The sequence below is a fragment of the Parabacteroides sp. genome (assembly GCF_977054455.1).
In genome coordinates this window covers 1-23454 of sequence record NZ_CDRTCT010000045.1, presented here as the reverse complement: position 1 = coordinate 23454, position 23454 = coordinate 1, and the positions used below count along the sequence as shown (strand labels likewise).

24 protein-coding genes and 1 tRNA gene are annotated in these 23454 nt (G+C 44.2%); 18 read left to right on the top strand and 7 right to left on the bottom strand.

Going from position 1 to position 23454, the window contains the following annotated elements; genetic code table 11:
• The 14 genes from ACW6QF_RS17830 to ACW6QF_RS17765 all read left to right on the top strand — a co-directional run.
• Positions 1-748: hypothetical protein (locus ACW6QF_RS17830; RefSeq protein WP_456088784.1), on the top strand; the 748-nt coding region annotated here is incomplete at its 5' end.
• Between the two features lie 7 nt (positions 749-755).
• Entirely contained in the window at positions 756-1094 is a 339-nt protein-coding gene (locus tag ACW6QF_RS17825; RefSeq protein WP_456088783.1) for a hypothetical protein, read from the top strand.
• A gap of 154 nt (positions 1095-1248) precedes the next feature.
• The gene (locus ACW6QF_RS17820; protein ID WP_456088782.1) at positions 1249-1704 is read left to right on the top strand and encodes a hypothetical protein; all 456 of its coding nucleotides are present in this window, start codon (positions 1249-1251) and stop codon (positions 1702-1704) included.
• Complete coding sequence (locus ACW6QF_RS17815; protein WP_456088781.1) at positions 1697-2218, top strand: glycoside hydrolase family 108 protein; 522 nt, start codon at positions 1697-1699, stop codon at positions 2216-2218. The genes ACW6QF_RS17820 and ACW6QF_RS17815 overlap by 8 nt, the downstream gene beginning before the upstream one ends.
• Entirely contained in the window at positions 2218-2697 is a 480-nt protein-coding gene (locus ACW6QF_RS17810) for a hypothetical protein (protein ID WP_456088780.1), read from the top strand. Before ACW6QF_RS17815 ends, ACW6QF_RS17810 begins: the two co-directional genes overlap by 1 nt.
• Before the next feature lie 55 nt (positions 2698-2752).
• Entirely contained in the window at positions 2753-3274 is a 522-nt protein-coding gene (locus ACW6QF_RS17805) for a hypothetical protein (RefSeq protein WP_456088779.1), read from the top strand.
• Positions 3275-3276: 2 nt separating this feature from the next.
• Positions 3277-6909 carry a phage tail tape measure protein gene (locus ACW6QF_RS17800; protein ID WP_456088778.1) on the top strand — a complete coding sequence of 1211 codons (3633 nt, stop codon included), beginning with the start codon at positions 3277-3279 and terminating at the stop codon, positions 6907-6909.
• Complete coding sequence (locus ACW6QF_RS17795) at positions 6906-8663, top strand: hypothetical protein (protein WP_456088777.1); 1758 nt, start codon at positions 6906-6908, stop codon at positions 8661-8663. Before ACW6QF_RS17800 ends, ACW6QF_RS17795 begins: the two co-directional genes overlap by 4 nt.
• A 91-nt stretch (positions 8664-8754) precedes the next feature.
• Positions 8755-8940, top strand: coding sequence for a type II toxin-antitoxin system HicA family toxin (locus ACW6QF_RS17790; RefSeq protein ID WP_456088776.1), 186 nt, complete (start codon positions 8755-8757; stop codon positions 8938-8940).
• 62 nt (positions 8941-9002) lie between these two features.
• Positions 9003-9407 (top strand): type II toxin-antitoxin system HicB family antitoxin, encoded by a 405-nt coding sequence (locus ACW6QF_RS17785; RefSeq protein WP_456088775.1) that lies wholly within the window; start codon positions 9003-9005, stop codon positions 9405-9407.
• A 293-nt stretch (positions 9408-9700) separates the two neighbouring features.
• Positions 9701-10231 carry a DUF4468 domain-containing protein gene (locus ACW6QF_RS17780; RefSeq protein ID WP_456088774.1) on the top strand — a complete coding sequence of 177 codons (531 nt, stop codon included), beginning with the start codon at positions 9701-9703 and terminating at the stop codon, positions 10229-10231.
• A gap of 292 nt (positions 10232-10523) precedes the next feature.
• Entirely contained in the window at positions 10524-10769 is a 246-nt protein-coding gene (locus tag ACW6QF_RS17775; RefSeq protein WP_456088773.1) for a hypothetical protein, read from the top strand.
• 13 nt (positions 10770-10782) lie between these two features.
• On the top strand, positions 10783-11025 hold the full coding sequence (locus ACW6QF_RS17770; protein ID WP_456088772.1) for a hypothetical protein: 243 nt from the start codon (positions 10783-10785) through the stop codon (positions 11023-11025).
• Positions 11018-11251, top strand: coding sequence for a hypothetical protein (locus tag ACW6QF_RS17765; protein ID WP_456088771.1), 234 nt, complete (start codon positions 11018-11020; stop codon positions 11249-11251). The genes ACW6QF_RS17770 and ACW6QF_RS17765 overlap by 8 nt, the downstream gene beginning before the upstream one ends.
• Positions 11252-11284: 33 nt before the next feature.
• On the opposite strand, the gene ACW6QF_RS17760 is transcribed toward ACW6QF_RS17765, so the two are convergent.
• Positions 11285-12448: a phage integrase SAM-like domain-containing protein gene (locus ACW6QF_RS17760; RefSeq protein WP_456088770.1), complete on the bottom strand. Its 1164-nt coding sequence runs from the start codon at positions 12446-12448 to the stop codon at positions 11285-11287.
• A gap of 332 nt (positions 12449-12780) precedes the next feature.
• A tRNA-Arg gene (locus ACW6QF_RS17755) sits at positions 12781-12854 on the bottom strand.
• A gap of 197 nt (positions 12855-13051) precedes the next feature.
• Here ACW6QF_RS17755 and asnA point away from each other — a divergent pair.
• Positions 13052-14089: an aspartate--ammonia ligase gene (asnA, locus tag ACW6QF_RS17750; RefSeq protein WP_298553484.1), complete on the top strand. Its 1038-nt coding sequence runs from the start codon at positions 13052-13054 to the stop codon at positions 14087-14089.
• A 115-nt stretch (positions 14090-14204) separates the two neighbouring features.
• A complete protein-coding gene (gene ung / locus ACW6QF_RS17745; protein ID WP_298553486.1) occupies positions 14205-14867 on the top strand; it encodes a uracil-DNA glycosylase in 663 nt (220 codons plus the stop codon).
• A 4-nt stretch (positions 14868-14871) separates the two neighbouring features.
• Here the strand turns inward: ung and ACW6QF_RS17740 are convergent, their stop codons facing one another.
• On the bottom strand, positions 14872-17637 hold the full coding sequence (locus ACW6QF_RS17740; protein WP_456088769.1) for a putative LPS assembly protein LptD: 2766 nt from the start codon (positions 17635-17637) through the stop codon (positions 14872-14874).
• A 65-nt stretch (positions 17638-17702) separates the two neighbouring features.
• Positions 17703-18245 (bottom strand): HDIG domain-containing metalloprotein, encoded by a 543-nt coding sequence (locus tag ACW6QF_RS17735; RefSeq protein WP_456088768.1) that lies wholly within the window; start codon positions 18243-18245, stop codon positions 17703-17705.
• A 138-nt stretch (positions 18246-18383) separates the two neighbouring features.
• On the opposite strand from ACW6QF_RS17735, the gene ACW6QF_RS17730 reads away from it, so the two are divergent.
• Together ACW6QF_RS17730 and ACW6QF_RS17725 are read left to right on the top strand one after the other, a co-directional pair.
• Positions 18384-19529 (top strand): exo-beta-N-acetylmuramidase NamZ family protein, encoded by a 1146-nt coding sequence (locus ACW6QF_RS17730; protein ID WP_456088785.1) that lies wholly within the window; start codon positions 18384-18386, stop codon positions 19527-19529.
• An 80-nt stretch (positions 19530-19609) separates the two neighbouring features.
• Positions 19610-21469: a sensor histidine kinase gene (locus ACW6QF_RS17725; protein WP_456088767.1), complete on the top strand. Its 1860-nt coding sequence runs from the start codon at positions 19610-19612 to the stop codon at positions 21467-21469.
• Positions 21470-21520: 51 nt separating this feature from the next.
• Here the strand turns inward: ACW6QF_RS17725 and ACW6QF_RS17720 are convergent, their stop codons facing one another.
• From ACW6QF_RS17720 to ACW6QF_RS17710, 3 genes are all read right to left on the bottom strand, one after another.
• Complete coding sequence (locus tag ACW6QF_RS17720) at positions 21521-21964, bottom strand: META domain-containing protein (RefSeq protein ID WP_456088766.1); 444 nt, start codon at positions 21962-21964, stop codon at positions 21521-21523.
• 10 nt (positions 21965-21974) lie between these two features.
• The gene (locus ACW6QF_RS17715) at positions 21975-22400 is read right to left on the bottom strand and encodes an META domain-containing protein (protein WP_298553496.1); all 426 of its coding nucleotides are present in this window, start codon (positions 22398-22400) and stop codon (positions 21975-21977) included.
• Between the two features lie 200 nt (positions 22401-22600).
• Positions 22601-23454, bottom strand: an 854-nt coding sequence (locus ACW6QF_RS17710) for an Rpn family recombination-promoting nuclease/putative transposase (protein WP_456088765.1), incomplete at its 5' end; no start/stop codon positions are given.

Genomic DNA, 23454 nt, shown 5'->3' with positions numbered 1-23454 from the left:
GGCCGCGGTTGCCGGTAGTGCAACGGCCATGGCCGCGGTTGCCGGTAGTGCAACGGCCATGGCCGCGGTTGCCGGTAGTGCAACGGCCATGGCCGCGGTTGCCGGTAGTGCAACGGCCATGGCCGCAATCATGGAAAACGACGCTGCACAAGAAGTTTTCTGGAATGTACAATATTCGTTCGGTCGAGGCCTGGCAACTTATGCAAACATAAACAACTCAACATTAATTGGTTTACAATCATTGTCGGCGGTAGCCGCCAGCGCCGTAGCGATGTCGGCGGTAGCCGCCAGCGCCGTAGCGATGTCGGCGGTAGCCGCCAGCGCCGTAGCGATGTCGGCGGTAGCCGCCAGCGCCGTAGCGATGTCGGCGGTAGCCGCCAGCGCCGTAGCGATGTCGGCGGTAGCCGGTTCAAAAGCAGCCGTTTCTGCTCTAAATGCCAGCCCACTTGTCAAGAAAACGACAAAATCAGGCTCTGGATGGAGCAATGGAGTCACTGTTGTTTCGGGAAAAGCTATCATTTTGGCAACTTACTGCAATAATAGTGATAATGCACTGGGACATTTCAAATTTGATGGGACCTACGATTTTACAGATCAGCAAACATCAGGGCAATATCGATTGATATCAGTCTACCCCAATGAATACAGTGTTTTAGAAAAAATCACATCTAAAGCAAGTATAAAAAGTTCCTTTATTATTGACTGGTACTATGATGGCTCTTACGTGAAATATATACCAATAAATTAATAACACAATGAAAATCGAAAACTTAATCTGTCACGATTACAAGGTAGTAGGCGATACGCTTACTACAATTATCGAAGCATCCGGAACGGATGAAATTAAAACAGCTTTATTTAACAAGGAAACCCTATCTATCACTACCGATAATGATGGTACGGCGGAAACAGTGGAAGAGTTGATCGGCTTTGAAAAAGGAAAATCAATACTGGTTGACCTCGAAAAAGAACTTTTTACCGTAACCATTACCCGGAAAACAGATGTTGAAAAAAGGCTGGAAGCTCTCGAAAAGATCCTGCTCAATACAGGGGGAAATTCTAAAACCGCTTTAACTGTAACAATGCCTAATTAGAAACGGATGCAGTGCATTTCGACGGAGCCGTCGGGCCATTCGTTCCAATCGCTTTGCGGATTTCCCCTGCTATCCCTAACGCGAAAGGTGTCCTTTTTTATAAAGGCACCTTCCTTTTATTTTGCATCAGAACGCTAACCCTTAACCTTTAAATATGGAAGATTTAAGAACTATTATTGTTGTTTCTCTGTCATCCCTGATGGCATATTTAAGCCCGATCAATGGCATACTGTTTGCCGTGACATTGGCTTTCGTACTAAATTTTGCTGCCGGCTACCTTTCTGGAATGCTGGTTAACAAAGAAGATTTCGACTTCAAAAAGGCCTTTTCCTGTTTCTCTGAAGCATGTGTATTCGTCGTTTTTGTCGCCGCCGTTTTTACAATCGGCGAACACATGGATAACGCCGGTGAAGCCCTTGTCTCTATTTCCATTGTGACACATGTTGTTTTATACTTCTATGCTGTCAATGTTTTTAAGAACCTCAAACGGATATTTCCACAGTCTCAATGGATTGCTTTCTGTTATTGGCTTATCAGCTTTGAATTTATAAAAAAAGTACCGTTCCTGGAATCTTTTCTAAAGCAAAGAAAGGGGGAACAGAATGGCTAAAATTGAAGTGTTGACCCCTATTATCTTCCAGTGGGAAGGTGGCTGGGCGGATGTCAAAGAAGACAAAGGCGGTAAAACAAACATGGGTGTGACTCTTGCCACCTGGAAAAGTTGCGGGTATGATAAAGACGGTGACGGCGATATAGACGCCGACGACTTAAAACAGATTACCCGTGAAGATGTGGTAACCCTTCTCCGGACACACTACTGGAATCGCTGGAAAGCCGACAATATCCGCAGTCAATCTCTGGCGAATATTTTGGTCGATTGGGTTTGGGCATCTGGGAAATGGGGTATCGTAATCCCGCAACGTCTCTTAAACGTCAATCCGGATGGAATCGTCGGTCAAATCACATTGGCAACGCTTAACCAGGTTAATCCCTCTGTTTTCTTCGAAGTGCTAAAAGCAGAACGTATCAAGTTCTGCCATGACATTTGCAAGAAAGACCCTACACAAACCAAATTCCTGAAAGGTTGGGCTAACCGTATTAATGACTTTAAATTCGTCGGTTAATGAAATTGATAATCATCACATTATTGGCTCTAATATTAACCGGTTGCCGAACGACAACGGACACCTTTTCTCGGAGAACTGAAATTAACCGGGAAATGTTAGAACGCTTAGAAGTCCAAAAACAGACAAATACGTCTGTCCTGGACTCTCTTCTTTCCCACTATAAAGCAACTATCAAGAAGACAGAACGCCACTATGCCCCGCCTGACTCCACCGGCCAGCAACCAATCATTTCCGAAACGGAATACGATATCGAGTTAGAAGGTGAAGAAACAGCCATTTCGAACAAAAACACAAATAGCCAAACTAATCTAAGTGATGACAAAAAAAAGATCGACACCGGCAAACAGATTGAAAACCAAGATAAAAAAACAGATAACAGACTATTCAGGCCCCCTAAGTGGATGATTATCGCATTCTTCATACTATTAGTAATAGGAATTATATATAAATGTAGAAAAATGATTGTTCATAACTAATCCCGAACCGCCCCTACTGTGAAGTCCGGGCGGTTTTTCCTTAAACAGACAGCTAATGCAAACTAACCCAAACCAACCAACCGAAACGGCCATAACTGTTGAACAGTTTAACAAACAGGTCAAAGACTGGACCTTCCAGGTAAGAGGAAGGGCGAAGGGCCGACTACGGCAAGCCACAACCGGCGAAAGTTCCGGTAAAGGCCTGCGAACTATTTCGCCATCTTTTAAATCACAGTATGGCGAAATTTATTCCACAGGTTTTAAATTCAGCTTTTACCTGGTATTTATTCATTACGGCGTAGGGCGTGGCTATATCCGTAAGGGCGGTTCCGTTATACGCGGCCATCGCGGGGACAATGATAAATTCAGGATGTATCGGGGCCGACCCGCTAAAACCTGGAAAGAGTACGCCGGAGATCATAGGCCCGTAGCCCGTCACGGCTTCGACTGGCTGGATATCGAAATTCGTGGAAACATTGAACGCCTGGCAGACGTTGCCGCGGCCTATCACGGGGATAAAGCTGCGGCCGCTGTACTAAAAGAAACGAACAAACTTTTAATCGATAAAACACCTTAACCATGGCTGATGACAAAATTGTGACAAAAAGAGGTATATACCTTTATATCAATGGACAACAGATAAATAATGATCTAAAGTCTGTACAAGGCGAATTTAAAAAACTCCAGAATGAACAGGCTAAAATGACAATAGGGTCTGAAAAATATATTCAAACCGGAAAGAAAATTCAAGCCCTTGACTCCATTATACAGGAACACCGGAAACAATGGCGTAACACTAACGCTGAAATTGAAAAGACTAAGACCAGCATTCTTTCCCTGGGAAAACTAACAGATTCTTTCAACAAATATTTTGGAGTAATAACCGCTTTTATCGCCAGCTTTACCGGCCTGACCTTTGCCATGCGCAAATGCGTTGATGATTTTGCAAGCCTGGAAGAAGAAGAAGCCAACGTCCGCAAATATACCGGCATGACAAAGGAAGAAGTTAAGGACCTTAACGAAGCCTTTAAAAACATGGACACACGGGCGGCAAGAACAAAATTGAATCAATTGGCCGCAGATGCCGGCCGTTTGGGTATTCAAGGGAAAAAAGACCTGTTGGAGTTCGTCGAAGGTGCCAATATTATTAATGTGTCGCTTGGGGACGATCTGGGAGAAGATGCAGTTAAAAATATTGGAAAGCTGGCCCAAATGTTCGGTACTGCTGACGAAAAAGGATTAAAAGCCGGTATGTTGTCCGTTGCTTCAGCCGTAAATGAAGTCGCACAAAATTCATCCGCAGCGGAAAAATACCTGGTTGAATTTACCGCAAGGGTTGCCGGTACCGGAAAACAGGCCGGTATCGCTATTCCTCAAATCATGGGCTATGCTTCTGTTTTAGATCAAAACATGCTACGTTCAGAAATGGCGGCTACCGCTGTGCAAAAGGTTTGGTTGAAAATGTACCAGGAACCAGCTAAATTCGCCAAACTTGCCGGAAAAAGTGTTCAGGAGTTTACAGACCTGGTTCTCTCCGATGCAAACGAGGCCTTTTTGCAGTTAATGGAAAACCTTAGTAAATCCGGCGGCCTTATCAACCTGGCCCCCATCTTCGAAGAAATGAAGCTGGACGGAACGGAAGCGATCGGAGTGCTGAATACGATAGTTGCCAGTGTTGGAAAAATCAGGAAAGAGCAGGAAGTCGCTACAAAAGCATTCGAGGCAGGCACTTCTGTTATCGATGAATATAACGTTCAGAACAACACTTTACAGGCTACTATTGAAAAGGCCAAAAAGAAATTTCAGGAATATTCATATTTATTGGGTGAGAAGCTGGCCCCGTACATGGGTATGGTGGTTTCTAAATCCAGTTCACTACTGAAAATAATTGCAGTACTCATAGAGTTCTTTATTAAATATGGTGCTGGACTCACTAAAATCACTGTCGTCTTACTGGCCTACATTGCCGCTCAAAAGCTGCATGTTATGTGGGGCCAACGAACCAATGCTTTAACAGCCGCCGGTATTGCCCTAAATACTACTTATCGCACGGTATTAGCCGCATTGGCTGTCGTTTATAATCTTCTCCGTGGCCGCCTCTTTGCCGCACAAATTGCGATGATAGCATTTAATAAGGTTGTACAACTCAATCCGATCGGTTTACTGATTTCCGCACTAACAGCCCTGGGAATGGTTATCGCCAATTATATCAACAAACAACGTGAAGCCAACAAATACACCCGACAGATGAAAACGGAAATACTCGAAGAAGAAACAGCCGCAAACAAGCTGTTTACCGCTTTGAAGTTGGCCGGACAGGGTACAGACCAGCGCAGTCGATTGATTGAAGCTATAAACGAAAAATATGGCGATTATCTTCCAAACCTATTAAACGAAGAATCCAGCCTGAAAGATATCAAGAGCGCACAGGATGCCGTTAATACTGCCATCCGGACAAATATTGCATTGAAAACACAAAAGGAAGCTGTAGACAACATCGAACGTGAGGCCCTGGAAGATAAGGCCGAACAGATCGACGATATCCGCGCTAAACTTGCGAAAAAATTACCGGCCAGTGAGGTCGAACTGGCACTTTCCCGTATCGTCGCCCAGGCAGACAAGGCCGTAGAAAAAGGTTTCAACGCAAAACAAGCCCTTGCCGGTGTATTCTCCAATCTGAAAAAAGACTTTTTTGGGGGTAATGCGAAGAACATGGACCTACAAACCGCTAATGAAGTCGAAGATTACATCGACCTTGTGTATAAAACCGCGGCAAAAATGGCAAAGGAAAAAGCCAAATACCAGCCGTTTATTTCTCCATTACCGGCTAAAAATGTTCTTCCGGAAGTCACGATCACCGCTAAGAAAGTTGTGTCAACCGTCACTAAAGACGAAATGACCGATAAAGAACGTAAAAAGGCCCTCAAAAAAGAAACTGAAGACCTGGAAAACGCATACAAAGAACAGACTGTCGCAATCAAACGGGAATATATCAAACGCAATATTTCAGAAGAACAGATGCAACGGCAACTGTTTTCCGCTGAGACACTTTTCCTCTCTGATAAGATCAACATTTATAAAAAATATAAGGAAAACACTGCCGATATCGAAGTCGAACTAACCGATAAGATCATAGCCGAAACCAAACGCCGGGAAGCTGTACAAAAAAAGTCAAAGGTCAAACCCGAAGAAGAGAAACCGGACGAAAACCCACTTTGGGCCGAACTGGCAAAAGGTACTGAGATACAAATAGCCATGAATGAAGCAATGTACAATGCTGGCCTGATCTCTCATCAAGAATATTTGTATAAGAAAGGTATTCTCGATGAAAAATACCGGAAGGAAAAAGCGGCTAAAGACAAAGTTTCCGCTGAACAAGAAAAACAAATTCGGGAATCTATATTAGGTACGATTTCCAGCCTGGCTAACTCTGCCGTTTCCGTTATTCAAGCGGCACAATCACGCGAAGAAGCCGCCATCGAAAAGAAATACAAATATAAATTACTTCTGGCCGAAGGAGATAACGAAGCTACGGCAGAACTGGAAGAAGAGAAAGAAGCCGAATTACTGACCGTCCGAAAAAAATATGCAGACAAAGCATTTGCAATGAATGTCCTGGCTATTACTGCCGATACTGCCGTAGCTGCTATGCGCGCTTATTCGGCTATGGCCGGTATTCCGATCGTTGGCCCTGCCCTGGGTATTGCCGCCGCTGCTGCTGCCGTTGTTGCCGGTGCTGCTCAAATTGCCGTAGCCAATCAACAACGGGAACAGGCGGCCAACATGTGGGATGGTGGCTTTACCGGTGAAGGTGGTAAATATGAGAAAAAAAAACTCATACAGACACATGGTGGTGAGTTTGTTGCAAATAAGAAAACCGTTCAAATTTTGCGCCCGGTATTTGATATCATGGACTATGCACAAAAGACCGGCAACGTTACAGCCTTAACCGGTCCGGACATGGCCCGTGCATTGGGTAGTTCTTCCACCCTATCGGCCAGTACACCGAACAATCAGCCGGTAGCCATCGGACAAACAGCATCTACCAATCCGGATATCATCCGGGCACTCGATAACAATACTCGGACGATGGCCGCTTTAAAGAAGAAATTGGAAGAACCGTTCGTCGGTGAAGTGTACATCGATGGCCCCAAAGGAGTAAAGCAGAACTTGACTGATTACGATAAACTAATTAAAAATGCGACACGATGACTGATTTAATAATTGATGGGAAACAAGTTGTATTACCCAAAGGAATGGACTTAAAAGTCAAACAGCAAAACCCGCTCATTACAAAAAATGGTACTTTTACCCTGGACCTTTCTCTTTCTTTGAAAGAACGGAATAATTCTATCCTGTACAAACACATCGAACGGCTACAATCAGCAGCCGTTATCGAAGGCAGAAGCGCCGTACTCATTTCAAACGGCCACATCATTTTGAACGGAACGGAAGCCTTTATCAGTAATACCAATGAAGAAGTAAAAATCCAATTACTTTCCGGAAACTCGGAACTCAATTATTTCATCGGTGCAGACTCTTACATTTCATCACTCGATTTAGGCAAAGAAAATGATTTAAGCAACGAACATTTCAACAAAGCCATTAGAAATAATTTTCCTGATTACAATTTTACTTGCCCCATGGTAAAGATCGGGAACATCATTTACAACAAATACTATGAAATGGCCAGGATGGAAAAAGAAAATTTAGTTTATGATTTCACTAACAGAGCCATCCAACCATACCTATTGGCCATGATTGAAAAAATACTCGGAGCTTTGGGATATACCATTGAAATAAACGAAGCACGAAATGACCAATTCCTATCCCACATTTTCATATTGAACAACGATACCAGCGGAGAATATAACAAAATACTACCAGGATGGACTGTAAAGGATTTTTTGGAAGAATGCGAAAAATTAATGAACATCGTCTTTGTCATTAACGATACCAATAAAAGTGCCCGCATTCTATGTGCTTATTCTCCCAATGATATGGGAACCTATACGATAAACAATGTCTTAGATACATTTGAAAGAACGGCCGTAGATTCAGAAGAAAGAATCTCTTACAAAAACGTTTGCTATGATTTCCCCAATTCCACCGAATATAAATACTTGGATATTGACGACGCGATCATAGAAACTGCCAATGTCATTGAAGTTGAAAACTATTCCGAGCTAATCGAGAAATTTTCAGATGCTGATGGATATTTTTTTCCTGATGAATTATTTGAGGAACAAATACAGACGCTAAATATTTGGCACGTAAAAGAAACAGATTGTTATTATATACCGGAAAAGAGAAAAGATCACATAGACAATCTACCGCAAGACCCAATAAAGAATAAATTAGACCAGGGATATTTATTTAAAGTCAATACTTTCAAAAAGTACACATCCGAACCTGACAATGATTACCTAAAACTCAGTTTCTTCCCTTGTACTTTTACAAGAATGGCTTATGCTGTAGCATATGGAGCCCTACAAATAACATATCCGGCATCTCTCCCCTATCAACCAGGAAATAACCAATCTGAAGCAGATAATGATATAAAAACAATCAAGTCTCTGATAGAAAAAGGGGGCATTGATTTTGACAAAAACAAAAAACAAGTTACGATCTGCGCATGTTTTCCAAAACCAGATGATTATGACAAATACGTCGTTTTCACAGATCACACGCCCGCCCATATTTTCCGTAAACATGATTGTACCAAACAGGATATTGGTTCTTTCAGATTGGATGGACCAAACAGTATGATCCAGTATTTTCGGCCTAATCAAAATATTGACACTACTAAAGAATACACGATAAAATTCATTATCAGTACTATGCCAAATATACAAGCGCAATTCCTGTTAAATAACAAGCTATTTATTTGCAAAGAACTGGAATACAGGATTATCAACGACGGAATACACCCGGAAGTTACCGGCACATTCTACGAGGTAAAATAAAAAAGAACAAATTTGTTCCTTTTTTATTTGGCTATTTGGAACAAATATGTTACTTTTGCAGTGTTCAATTAAATAATAGTTCTTTTACACAATGAAGTATTCCGAGTTCTACAAACTGATTGAAGCCGCAGGCTGGACAATCAGAAAAGGGAAGAAACATCACAAGTATGTTCACCCGGACTTCGACTATTTCATTCCTGTCGGACGTCATCCGAGTAAAGAAATACCGAAAGGTACACTTGAATCGATGATGAAGGATTCCGGACTGAAAAAGTAAAAGTTCTGCCACTCCCTTCGGGGAGTGGCTTTAATTGGACTAAACCTCAAAAAATCTGTTGTATGAAAACAATTGTAGCAATTATCGAAAAAGCAGAAGACGGCGGCTATGGTGTTTACACCAAATCTGTACAAGGTGCGTACGGGTACGGTCTGACTGAGCAGGAGGCTAAAAATGACTTTGTAGACGTGCTAAACGAACAAGCCGAATTTTACAAAGAAAAGAAAGGTGTGTTCCCGGAATGGTATACGGAAAATCTATCGATAGATTACAAATATGACTTTTCCGGATTTTTCAAAACCTTTCCTTTTTTCAATGTATCACAATTTGCGCAAGCTGTTGGGATAAATCCTTCATTGATGCGTAAATATAAAGAAGGTCTGGCCTTTGCTTCCGAAAAACAAAAGGCGACCATACAAGATAAATTCAATGAGATAGTAACTAAAATGAGTCTGGTCCAGTTTTAAAAAGAGCTATTTTTAATTGAACACCTGTACCGCTCACATAACTAAGGGGAACCGATTGGTTCCCCTTTTTCGTTAAACTGTGTTACAGTACGAACGCACTGGATAATACTTATTTTACAATAGGGGTCTTAGACTTATTCACCTTACTTTTGCAGAAAGTAGTAAAGCATAATTATTCAAGCTATTTGCAAAGTGATACAAACTGCACCTTAACACCACCTGCCGCCCGGTTCGAGAGAATAGGACGGTTTTTATTTTATATCTTTGCAGTGCAAATATTAAACTCAAAGGATATGAAAAAAATTTTATTCTTCTTATTAATCTCTTTCAGCCTTCCTTCCGTGGCACAGGAAAACTTCAAATGGGATATAATAAAAGAGTCCATAAAAACAAAAGAACAACTCTATTCTGATACAAAAATGTTTATAGCCGAAGCCTGGAACTCCGCTCAAAGCGTTATCCAAAACGACGATAAAGAAAATGGGCTTATTTTAATAAAAGGGACTTCCTCTCAGTCTCTTGTATATCAGATGAATAATCATGTTTGGACATTTACATATACAGTCAAGTTCTACATGAAAGAAAATAAATACCGTGTTGTTATTGATAATGTTCATTGCGAATCAGCACAATGCGGTATTTATCAATGGCCTTTAATGCCTGTTGCAGATAACTATCCAGAAAGTAAAGGAATGAACATCACAGGAGTCAACAAAAAAAGATATGAAACTCTAATGACAAACCTAAAGCAAGAATTACAAAAAATGGTTGATGGCTATATCACATACATGGAAAATACCAATAATACAGGTAGTGACTGGTAATTCTCTGATATTTTCTTTTGCACAGCTCAAATATTATACTCATATTTGCAGTGCTAAAAGTCACAATGGTTAGTCCATTCCGCAGAGCGCGGTTAATGCTCAGACATACGTCGGGCTTTTTTTATGCCCTTTCTTTTGCTATCGACATTTATGTCGTGAGCAAATACATAATATAAGGCGGTTGCCTTTCCCTACATTATAGGCTCTTTGGAGTGAACTATCATGTGACTTTTAGCGAAGCGGGAAATGGCAGCCGTTCTTTTTTCTGCCTAAAAGCTAAAAGTCACATGATATGAAGTCAAATTCATTAACCGTATCAACTTCCCAAAGTCGGGAACTTGTTACAATCACAATCCGTAACCCATTTACATGGGAAAATGTCGCCGCCTTTTATCGCCGCGCCCTTCCTTCGTTCCTGGAATTTAATCGTGCAACCGTGCAGGATGCTAAATTTATCACACAGGCACTTTCTCTTATGGCCCTATTGGGCTGTTTCGTTTTCTTCGTATTCCCGATATTAATTGCAATTTTCGGATGAAAGGAGGCCTAATATGAAAGTTGAAGGAATCGAACTAACACCTACATTAATTGATAATATCAAATGGTATCAAACGAATGAAGATGTAATGGCCAACTCTCTGAAAGTATTTGATAAAGCAATTTCCTACATAGCCAAAGATTGTGATGGGGTTAACCCCGAAAAGGCAGTGAGTGCTTTACGTTTAATTTCAGAACTATGTTATATCAAAGAAATATTTGCAACTTTAGAAGGAAAGGACATATCAAATGAGTGAAGAAAAAGACCTTACGACAGACCTGGCAATTCGCTATATTGCTGAGAACTATACCCCTGTCGGCGATAGTGAAAAGAAAGACTATATAACCAGTGCGGATATAGTCAGGGAATTATCAGAAATGATAACGATCAGTATTGCACAAGTAACTGAACTGATGGATAAAGCCGGTTATAAAACAGAATTTATCGCAGGTAAACCCCATTGGGTCGTTTACGATAAATAAAATGGAAATGGCAGCCGGATAAGCTGCCATTTTCTATACTGTAAAACGATTGAATGTTTTTATTCCTTCCTGTCGATCTTCGTCCAGGACGTGAGCGTAGATCAGAGTTTGTTTAATATTAGAATGTCCCATGATGGACTTTAACGTATTTAGGTCCCGCGTTTCTCTCAAAAAAATTGTAGCGAAAGTATGCCTACCCACCTTTGCCGTTAAGGTCGTGTCAATTCCGGCCATTGGGCCAATCTCTTTCAAATACTTATTTACCCGAACATCACAAACAAGCCCTTTAAAGATCAGCCCTTCGGTCCTGGCTCCCATCCATCTTTTTATAATCGCTTTTGCCGGTTCAGATAGCGGTACCGATATAAATTTTGGCCGGGTATTCCGTAACTTCTTTCGCATATAAACAATTTCGTTTTCCCGGATTTGGTCTATTTTCAGTTCTCTGGCATCACCTATATGCAGAGAAGTAAACGCCATGAATAAAAAGAACTCCAACACATTTTGATATGTTTCAGACAATATATGCTGGTTAAATAAATCAACTAAGGCCTGTAATTCCCATTCAAGTAAATATTGTGCGGTTGTTTCATTATAGCCGCGTCGGGGAATCTTCTTTACTGGATTCTCTTTCAAATATCCCATCCGAACAGCCTCATTCAAATAGATTGAGATCGATTTCAATGTCTTTCCGATAGTTACTTCTTTATTACCCCTTTTATTCCGGAGATACAAAACGAAGCGTCGAAAAAAATCAGGTGTCAGTTCGTCAAAATTGATCGTATGCTTAAATGACCGTAATATCTTTAAACAACTCCTGTGGTGTCGTTGCGTCCCGTCTGCGAGTTCCTGAAAGCGTAGTTGCTGAGAACGTTCGCAGAAGTCAAAAAAGCTCGTGTAATCGCACGGATTACGATATTCGCACCAAAAGGCCGTTTCTGTTAAATCCAAATTTTTCAAACGATACTTTACAAAGATATCATTTGCCCGGGCTATGATATTTGTAATTATCAAATTGACATCTTGATGAAAAGGGCACGACTGTTTGACCCGTTTCTTTCTCTTGTCAAAGTCACCTGGAGCAATACTATATTTGACCGGTATTTCTATTTTTTTACTATCAACCCGGAAAGCAACGTACAAAGGCCCTTCCCCACGTTTGTTGATTTTTCGCTGCACAACATTAAAAACTGGCATCTTTTATACTTCATTTTGTTCCCCAAAAACGATTTATTCCCCGAAAATCGCCGTGAAGATTTGTTAAACAACTCGTATTTAAGCAGGCGCGCAATGCGTTGATACACATATAAAACGCAAAAGGCGACACCTCTAATAAGAGGCATCGCCATTTACAAAAATACTTTAAATCGTGACCCGGGAGGTATTCCGCCACGGGTTGATATTCAGAACCTTAGAATAGGGATTTCCCTGTTTTTTCCCCGCCACGCATTCCAACGTATTGGGTAATTTGAACTAAAACTTTCGTTTCTGCCCGAAAAACAGGGCAATTCTAAAATTCTTTTAAAATGTGACCAGGGTGGGATTCAAACCCACGACCTTCAGAACCGGAATCTGACGCTCTATTCAGCTAAGCTACCCAGCCAAAGACAGTGCAAAAGTATATATAATCTTGCAGGAAAACAAATGAACGGGCAAAAAAAGATCACTTTTGATATTTTGCAAGCATCTTAATGACAAACACTGCCATTTTGCAAATAAAAAAAGGCACACAATTGTTATTTTGCCATTAATTAGTATCTTTGCCACGCATTATTTACAAACATAAAGCACAACAAGTATATGAGTTACTTAATTAAACCAACAGGATATAAGGCTTTATTGAACTTATCGCAGACCGAGATGGGTATCAAAAAGATCAAAGACTTTTTCCAGCAGAACCTGTCTTCCGAATTACGGTTACGGCGCGTCACAGCTCCGTTGTTCGTTTTAAAAGGGATGGGGATCAATGACGACCTGAACGGAACGGAACGTGCGGTCACGTTTCCGATCAAGGATTTGGACGATGCCAAAGCAGAAATCGTCCATTCGCTTGCCAAATGGAAACGTCTTACTCTCGCCGATTATCAAATCGAAAAAGGTTACGGTATCTATACCGACATGAACGCTATCCGTTCCGACGAAGAGTTGGGGAACCTCCACTCTTTATATGTCGACCAATGGGACTGGGAGCGCGTCATGGGAGCCGAAGAACGGAATGTGGATTTTCTAAAAGAAATCGTACGCCGTATCTATGCAGCCATGGTACGTACCGAATACCTGGTCTATGAGATGTTCCCTGAGATCCGTCCGACATTGCCGCAGCAAATCCATTTCATACACTCCGAAGATTTACTGCAAAAATATCCGACCTTCACTCCGAAAGAACGGGAAGATGCAATTACGAAAGAATACGGAGCCGTTTTCATCATCGGCATCGGTTGCAAGTTAAGCAACGGAGAGAAACACGACGGACGCGCCCCGGACTACGACGACTGGTCGACAATAGCGGAAAACGGACAAGTCGGACTAAACGGCGACCTGCTCGTCTGGGACGAAGTGCTGAACCGTTCGCTCGAACTGTCTTCCATGGGTATTCGTGTGGATAAGGAAGCTTTGCTCCGCCAACTGGAGATCTGCAACGCGGAAGAAAAGAAAGAACTATATTTCCACAAACGCCTGCTCAACGGCGAACTGCCCCTAAGTATCGGAGGAGGTATCGGACAAAGCCGCTTATGTATGTTTTACCTCCGCAAAGCCCATATCGGAGAAATCCAGGCAAGTATATGGCCGGAGGAAATGCGCCGTGAAGCCCGTGCTGCCGGCATGTACCTGATTTAATCGACAATTAAAAATTGAAAATTGAAAATTAAGGATGGATTATTGATAATTATTTCAGATATTCGCGTGACAAAGATAATTTTCAATTTCTAATTTTCAATTTTCAATTACCATTATGGACGTCAAGATAGAACAGAGCTGGAAAGAACGATTAAGTACAGAGTTTGAAAAGGATTATTTCAGTCGGTTAATCACATTTGTAAAAGAAGAATACCGTCAAAGGACCATCTATCCTCCCGGTCCCTGCATCTTCAGCGCGTTCGAGCACTGTCCGTTTGACAAGGTCAAAGTTGTCATTCTCGGACAAGATCCCTATCATGAACCCGGACAGGCACACGGACTCTGTTTTTCCGTTCAGGACGGGACACCCTTTCCCCCGTCACTCGTCAATATCTTCAAAGAAATAGAAAGCGATTTAGGCAAACCTGTTCCTCAGACCGGCAATCTGCTCCGTTGGGCAGACCAAGGTGTCCTGCTTCTCAACGCGACCCTGACGGTTCGTGCACACCAAGCCGGCTCACACCAGAATAAAGGTTGGGAAGAATTCACGGATGCCGTGATCCACCGCCTGGCAGAAGAACGAAGCCATATCGTTTATATCCTGTGGGGTTCGTATGCACAACGGAAAGGCGCTTTCATCGACGCCTCCCGCAATCTGATATTGAAATCGGCCCATCCGTCTCCCCTCTCCGCTTACCGCGGGTTCTTTGGAAACAGGCATTTCAGCAAAGCAAACGATTATCTGATCGCAACCGGGCAGGCTCCTATCGAATGGTGATTCATCAATCCCACTTCTGCCCGTCACGATAGTTGCTGCTCTGGCGCCATTTCAGGTCTTTCAGCAAAGACGAACTTACTGCGATATTGAAGGTATAGGACTTATAAGGTCCCACCGGCACAAAACTGGCAGTCATTTGCCAGCAATGCAGGTCGCGGGTGATGTTACAAGTCATATAGGATATCTTATGCGTATCGAAGTCATAGGTGGCATTAAAGTTAAAACGCCAGTTCTTCGTCGGCTGGATATTACCGTTAAAGCTCAGTGCATGCGTCAGTTTATACTTATATTCGAGCTTGCTCGGATCAAAGTCCCCATAACGCAATTGCATGCTATAGCTGAATGAAAGGCTCCAGGGCACCTTATTGATCATATAACCATACGAATCGAATTCACCCGTATCTTTCTTGGCGCCACGCAAACGGCCACCTTCCGTTTTACCCTGTTGGTCCCCTTCTTCTCCCGGAGAAATCTGTTCGAACTCCGGATCGTTCGATGCATTGGGGTCTGCCGGAGGATTGTTGGAATCATCGTTGTTACCTTTCTTGCCGAACCATTTGCCGAACGTATCATTATTAAAGGTATAAGAGAAACTCGTACCGGTCTGGCGCAAACGGCCTAATCCTTTACCGGCCTGCCAGCGCGGAATATCCAACCGGCGAACGGTCTTCGTCGCTTCATCGTAGCCATAGGTATAAGTATCGAACGTACCGTTAAGGTTCAAGGTATAGCTCTTCGAGAACTTGAGACGCAGGCCAACGCTCAAGTCACTCCACTTGAACGAGTCGGCCGCCATATTATAGCTCATCCCCAACGACAACTTATCGATCAGGCTGATCTTGCGTTCTCCCGTCGAATCCCGATCCGACTTAATCTTCATCTCAAGGTTGTTATCCAACTGGAAACTCAAGCTCCCCGATTTCCCGTTAGGAGCATACCCGAACATTCCGCTTTCGAACGGAGTGTAAGAAACATGTTGCTCTTGTCCATACTGGTCTTCATACATGAGATCTTTCCAAAAACCATATTTGGAAGCTCCGAAATCAGGCGTATAGCTCAAAGTCACCGAAGGTTCGAAACGATGGCGGATCATCTTGATCTTGTCACCTAAAAACGGTAACGGCTTATAGAAACCATACAGCGTGGTGGAAGCCGAAACCGACGTGCTGTAATCGAATACACGATAGAAACCGTAAGTCGTATCACGCGCAACCACCTGCTTCTTCTGCATATCGTATGCTTTTTCCACCTTATTAGTGTACCACCGTTCGGTATAGTTGAACGACGGCGAGATATTCAGATACTTGAACAAAGAGAATGTCGCACTCACCGGGATCTGGTGCTGCATGGCATTCCGCCAGTCCTTCACCAAGCTCGATTTGAACAATTTGTCTTCTTTCGTATCGATACTGTTACGCAGGTAACCGTTGTAACTCATGGAAATCTTCTCATACCAACGTTCTTTGCCGACTGCATTCTTCCGTTTGAACGGGAAGATACGGCTCATCGTAATCGTAATATCAGGCAACGTCAACGAGATCGTCGAGTCTTTCGAACGCTGGTTCACATTCATGGTAGCCGAAAGACTGAACGGATTATTCGGGAAACGCTGTGTTATACTGATACTGGACCCTTTGGTATTCTGGTTCGCATCCGCAAACCCCTGCGAGCCCGGATAGAAACTGTTCAGGTTGTTACGATCGTAACTGCTGGTCGCGAAATTCACACTTGCCGAGAAAGTCCGGTACGGATTGGCCTTTGGGTCCTGCGAATGTGTCCAGTTCAGCTTGAAGTCCTTAGACAAGCTATAATCAGGAAGCCCCTTGTCCCCCAAACGGGTAACCAAGTAGGAAGCATTGAAACTGCCCGAAAACTTATACCGTTTCCGGTAAGACGAACGAGCCGACAGTCCCCAGGAACCTTTCGTATAGATTTCACCGGTAAGAGCCAGGTCCATATAATCGCTCAATGCAAAATAATACCCGCCGTCACGCAGATAGAAACCACGCGAACTTTCATCTCCGAAAGTAGGCATGATAATACCCGAAGAATAAGAACTCGAAAACGGGAAGAAACAAAAAGGCAAGCCGATCGGATAAAGCGGGACATCCTCAAACACCATATAGACGGGGCCCGTTACGATATTCTTCTTCGGACGGACTTTCGCCTTCGTCATCTGAATATAGAAGTGAGGATGATCGTGCTCGTCGCAAGTCGTATAACGTCCCCCTACCATATTCAGGACATCGTTGTCCATCTTCTTGGTACGGCCGGCCGTCACATAGCCTTCCCCCTGTTGCGTGATCACATCCGTGATGTATCCTTTTTTCGTACCGAAATTATAGCGCATCGTCTTGGATTCATACTGCTGGTCTCCATCTTTGAAAAGAGGATAGCCGAATTCCTCCCCGATCGAGTCAAGGCCGAAAGTAGCATACACCAGGCTACTATCCATATTCATCTCGATTTTCTCGGACTGGAGCTCGATCTGCTGATATTTCACATCGCTTTCCCCGAACAGATAAGCCCAGTTCGCCCCCGTCATGATAATGGAGTCTTTTGCCTGATAAGAAACCGGAGCGTCCAACCCTGTCTGCTTCTTCGGTACGCTGTCCAACGCAAGCACACTATCCTGTCCTGCGGGTACGATCGTATCGCCCACAACAGCCATCACGGTATCGGTCGGGGCAATAAGTTCCTGCGCCTCAGTCATCATGTTTCCGGTGAGGAAAAGCAACAAAATAATCAGGCATTTGTATTTCAAAAACATTCCGTCGTTATTTGCAGTGTGTTACAGCGGGCAAATGTATAACAATTTAGTGAGCCAATCCCTTTTTATTCCCCTAAAAAGAGTTTACACCAGTTATCAAACCGTTCGACAGTTTCGTTTCCATACTTGGAAAGGCCTTGTTTTACCTTTTCGACAGATTTTTCTTTGTCCAGTCTCGTTTTGCTGTAGAATTTGTCGGCGAAACAAATCAGTTGTTCTTCCAAGGTTTCCGGCATAAAGTCCCGGTGCGGAAGAGGCAGGCCGCGTTCTTCAACCATTGCCAACGTGATGCCTGTTCCTGTATGCCGTTCACATACACGGGCATGGCGGGGATAGCCTTCCGCCCGCATCAGTTCGGCCCCCAGATAGCCGTGGCAAATATACTCCGCATCCCCATGACAACCGATACCGGGAGCATTACAACGGGAAATACCGATATCGTGCAACATGGCTGCTTCTTCTATAAAGGTAAGGTCGAGATTCATCTCCGGATGCATCCGGGCTACAGCCAACGCTTTATCCGCCACACTTCTACTATGAATAACCAAAATCCGCTGCACCTCCGAGCCTGCCGGATAATATTTGGCAATAATATCTAAAGGGTTCATATCATTCAATTGCTTTATTGAGAGACAAAGATAGGCAATAAACAAAAAGAATCGTTACTTTTGCAGAAACAAATAGTAAGGAATGAGTCTATGAGAGCAGTTATCAGGTGTGCCTTCTGGCTGTTAAGCCTGTTCTTAATGTCCGAAATCCAGGCCGTCACTCCACAGAAAGAGCCTCTGAAGTTGGGGGCCGAACGTATGGACGTCGTTACCCGTCTGTTGAAAGGCAAACAGGTCGGATTAGTCGTGAACCAGACCTCCATCCTCGAAAAGCAGCAGAAGCATTTGCTGGACGCCTTGCTGGAAGAGGGTGTCGACGTCAAGAAAGTATTCGCTCCCGAACACGGTTTCCGCGGGACGGCCGATGCGGGCGCCGAGATTAAAGACAGCCGCGATGTAAAAACAGGAGTTCCCATCATATCCTTATACGGAAAGAACAAAAGACCGACAGCCGAGCAGTTGGCCGGCCTGGACGTAGTCGTGTTCGACATTCAGGATGTCGGAGCCCGTTTCTATACCTATATCAGCACCATGCACTATGTGATGGAAGCCTGTGCCGAAAACGATGTCGAGTTTATCGTCCTGGACCGCCCCAACCCGAATGACTTCGTCGACGGCCCTGTCCGTCAGAAAGGATTCGAATCGTTTGTCGGTGTAGATCCGTTGCCCATACTGCACGGACTGACAGTTGGCGAACTGGCTTGGATGATCAACAGGGAAGGCTGGCTGAAAAGCACGCCCGACACTTGCAAACTGCATATCGTCAAGATGGAGAACTGGCGTCACGGCGATCCGTACTGGTTGCCGGTAAAGCCCTCTCCCAACCTGCCGAACGACCAGTCGATCCGCCTCTACCCTTCGCTTTGTTTCTTCGAAGGGACCAATATCAGCGTTGGCCGCGGGACCTATTATCCGTTCCAGATATTAGGAACTCCCGATCCCAAATACGGTGATTTCACTTTTACGCCCGCCTCACTGCCCGGCTTCGACACAAAACCGCTGCATAAGGATAAGGAATGCTACGGCACAGACTTGAGGGAATATCCTTTTGCCGGAGGGTTGACGCTGAAATTTCTCCTCGATTTCTATAATAAAGCCGGCAACGACCAGGCCTTTTTCTTCACCCGCCCGCAATGGTTCGACCTGCTTGCCGGGACGAAAGAGTTGCGTTTCCAGATTGTCCGCGGCCTGAACGAAGATGAAATACGCGCAAGTTGGCAACCGGCATTAAACGAATATAAGAAAATCAGAAAGAAATACTTGTTATATCCCGATTATCGCTAACTTTGGACGATTTTACAAAACAACGAGGGTAAACATTGATGGGTGTCTATTTCTTGAAAACATACATATACACAGCAATATTGATCTTAACCCTTTGCCTTCCGCATGAAGCAAAGGGTACAACTGATAAAAATGGGAAGGAAATATTTAAAATCCTTGTCATCCATTCTTATAATCAGACTTTGGGCGCCTATTCCCAATTTGACAAACTATTACACGAGAAGCTGGAAAAAGAACAAATATACTCTTCCCTCCAGACCTTCTACCTGGACTGCGAGCGTTATGACGCAGCCGATGAAGAAGCCCGGATGTATTCTTTTCTCGACACTTTAAGTTTCAAACCTGATATCATCATTTCAAATGACGACCAGGCGACTTATACTTTGATGGCTTGCAACCATCCGCTGGGCAAAACCGTTCCGGTCGTCTTTTCGGGTGTCAACTTTCCCAACTGGGAACTATTGAAGCAACATCCCAACTTCACCGGCTACTGGGACAAGCCGGAATATCTTAAAACCATCCGACTGATCGAACAGATATACGGCCAATCGAAGATATTGATCTTCAAAACAAAAGAATTTATCGGCAGAAACGCTTTCAAAACATTGATGGAGAATATTCAAGGACACGGAATAGCCGTATATGAAGGATTATATCAAACAAGGCGTATGACGACCTCCACTGAAATCCAGCCCGGCAAGGAAGGAGCTTCGGCATTGTACACCACCGCCACCGCCAACCTGACCGCCCGGCAGATTCTTTGGGTATTCGAAGACAAACCCTATACCGCCTGCATGCAGATCATCCTCGACTTCAATGTCCTGACAGTCGGTCGTTTGGCCAATGTCCCGAACTTCACCGTCATAAACAACGGGTTCAACGATAACCGAGGCATCACCGGAGGCTACTTCACCACCCTGCAAATGCAAGTTGAATGTGTAGCCAAAACCGCAACCCGCATTCTGAAAGGGACTTCGCCAAGCAGCATTCCCATCAAGGAGAGTCCCAAGGCGTATGCGTTCGACTGGAAAGAAATGCAACGCTTCAACATCAAGTTGGACGATCTGCCACAAGGCAGTATCATCTATAACATGCCGTTGGAAGTCCGTTACAAAACCTATATCATTATCGGGGGAATCCTGGTTGTCATGCTGGTTACCTATGTCATCCTGCACCTCATTTACATGTACCGGCGCGAAAGCGAACGGAAAAAGCAGGTACAACTCCGGCTGATTGAAGAAAAAGAGCGGGCCGAAGAAGCCAATAAGATGAAATCGGCGTTCCTTGCCAACATGAGCCATGAGATACGCACGCCGTTAAACGCGATAGTCGGCTTCACCAACCTGCTACAGGACGAAAAGGACCTGACCGATGAAGAAAAAGACCTTTTCCGCGATACGATCAACAAAAACAGCAACCTGCTGCTGAAACTGATCAACGACATTCTGGAACTCTCGCGCATCGAGTCGGGACGGATGTCCTTCACTTTCGATAACTGCCCCTTGAACGAGCTGTTGGAAGAGATTTACCAGACACATCATCTGCTTATGCCTTCGAATATCCGTTTCCTGAAAGAGTTCCAGGAATCGGAACTTGTCATTCATGTAGACCGTTTCCGGTTTACGCAGGTGATTACGAACTTCATCAACAATGCCGTCAAGTTCACCGCCAAAGGACACATCCTGTTAGGATATGTCTATAAGAAGGAGGAGAAAGAAGTTCATATCTTCGTCGAAGATACCGGAAAAGGCATGTCGGAAGAGGCCCAGAAGAAAGTGTTCGAGCGTTTCTTCAAAGCGGACGAATTTGCACAAGGTACCGGGCTGGGCCTATCGATCTGTCAAACCATCGCCGAACGCCTAAACGGACGGATCACCCTCTCTTCCCAGGAGGGAAAAGGCAGCCGCTTCACTCTGATCATTCCTTGCAGGCCGAAATAAAAAAGGCGGCCCGTCAACCGGAACCGCCTTTCAAACATTTCACAATGAAAATCATTTCTTTTCGATTACCATCAGTTTGGTATTGTCCGTGCCATAGAAGGCGATTTTATCGACAGGTTTCGTATCTCCTTCCGCTTCAAAACGAACGACTTTATCCAAAGCCTGCAACAACTCACGCTCACCGCTCATATCCGGACAAGCCATACGCGTTGTCGCAACCTGCGGAAATTTAATGATATTCTTATGGGAATCGCTGTATTCGATCTGCCCCATCATCCGGTTGCATCCGGCCTTTCCGGAAAGAGAATGGCGGGCCACGTCAAACTCTATGACTTGGTTCGTCTCGGCAGGATTCAACGCCTTGCCGTTCAACTCGACAATATTCCAACTGCCATCCAAGTCGGAGAAAGTCGCTTCCACACCCTTTTTCGCCTTACAGGAAGCAAAGATACCGATGCTCAACATGGCAAGGCAAAGATATATGTACTTCTTCATTTCCGTCCAATTAGTTTTTTGACAAAACCAACAAAACATTACCGCCGGCATCCACCAGCAACATTTCATTTTCGGACCGGCCGGCTTTCACGCCTTTCACGTCTCCCATAGCTTTCAAGATCGCATCCTCGGTTTCCATATCCGGGCAAGCCATCATGGTTGTAGCACCGGGATTGATCGTGATGGAAGAAATATCCTGGTCATCCAGTACGACAGTCGAATTGAAGATATTACATCCGGCATTGCCGTGGACCTTGTTATCTTTCATATCAAACTCCATATTAGGCAAACCTTCTTTCAGTATTTTTTCTCCTTTTACTTCCACAATATTCCATTTACCTTCCAACTTCTTTGCGTCTGTCTTGACTTCAGAGCAAGAAAACAACATCCCTACAAAAGCAGGAACCATCAAAAGTGTCAAAATAGCTTTTTTCATCTTTACTTTTCATTTATAATTATCATTCGTAAGGATAAGACGTCGAATCCTTGCAAAAAGTTCCCGATGAAGTTGTTATTTAATATACCTTAACACAGAAGATTCCGGATAAAGCCGGTTTCATCCATCCCTCCAAGACATATTATCCTATCGGTTCGTTATTCCTATAAACGGCTTTTCCCTTGCAAGCATAAGCCTCCTTATAAGGACCGGATTGTTTCCTCGCTCAAGCCGGTACACTTTACGATGGTAGCCATATCTACACCCGTATCTTTCAGTCTGGTAGCGACTTGGCGCATGCCTTCGGCAATTCCTTCGGCTTTCCCTTTCGCCTCACCTTCAGCGAGGCCTTCCGCTTTCCCTTTGGCAAGGCCTTCCGCTTTCCCTTCGGCGATTCCTTCCAGCCTGGAGGTGTAGATCGCGTTGTTCTGGATGTTGATGTCTTCGAGGTGGCGGATGTAGACGAGGCGTTCGGCGGGCGACATGGAATAGAATTTCAACTTTTCGCGGGCTTCCTTCAGGCCGGGGACGGTCGTGTCCGGGCGGATCGTGCCGTCTTTCAGGTATTCCATCCATTCGTCCAAGGGCGTGAGGGCCACTTTGTCGAACTCGTTCACGCGGATCAGGATATATTCGGGGAAGATTTCGGCGGGAAGGCGCGAAACTAAAACATTGCGTTCGCGCTCATTGACACGCAACTGGTCGCCCGTATGCACGCCGACGAAATGGTTCTGGCCGTGGTAGATATAGTCCGTCCCGATGCCGATGTCGAAATAGAGGACGCTGATGGAGTAGACTTTCTTGATCTTGTCGTAGTCTTCACCCAAAGAGATGTGTTCGGTGATGGCTTTGGCCACGCCGTAGAGGATGCGTTCGAGGTAGTTTATCTCACGTGTGTTCTGGATCTCGACGATGATGATCTCGCCCTTGCTGTTGAGCGCCTTGATGTCGACGCGGTTGAACTTGTCGTCGGCGCGTTCCTGGTTGCCCTCGCTTTCGAGGATCTCGACGATCTTGATCTCTTCGTTCAGCATGACGGTCAGGAAACCGTCGA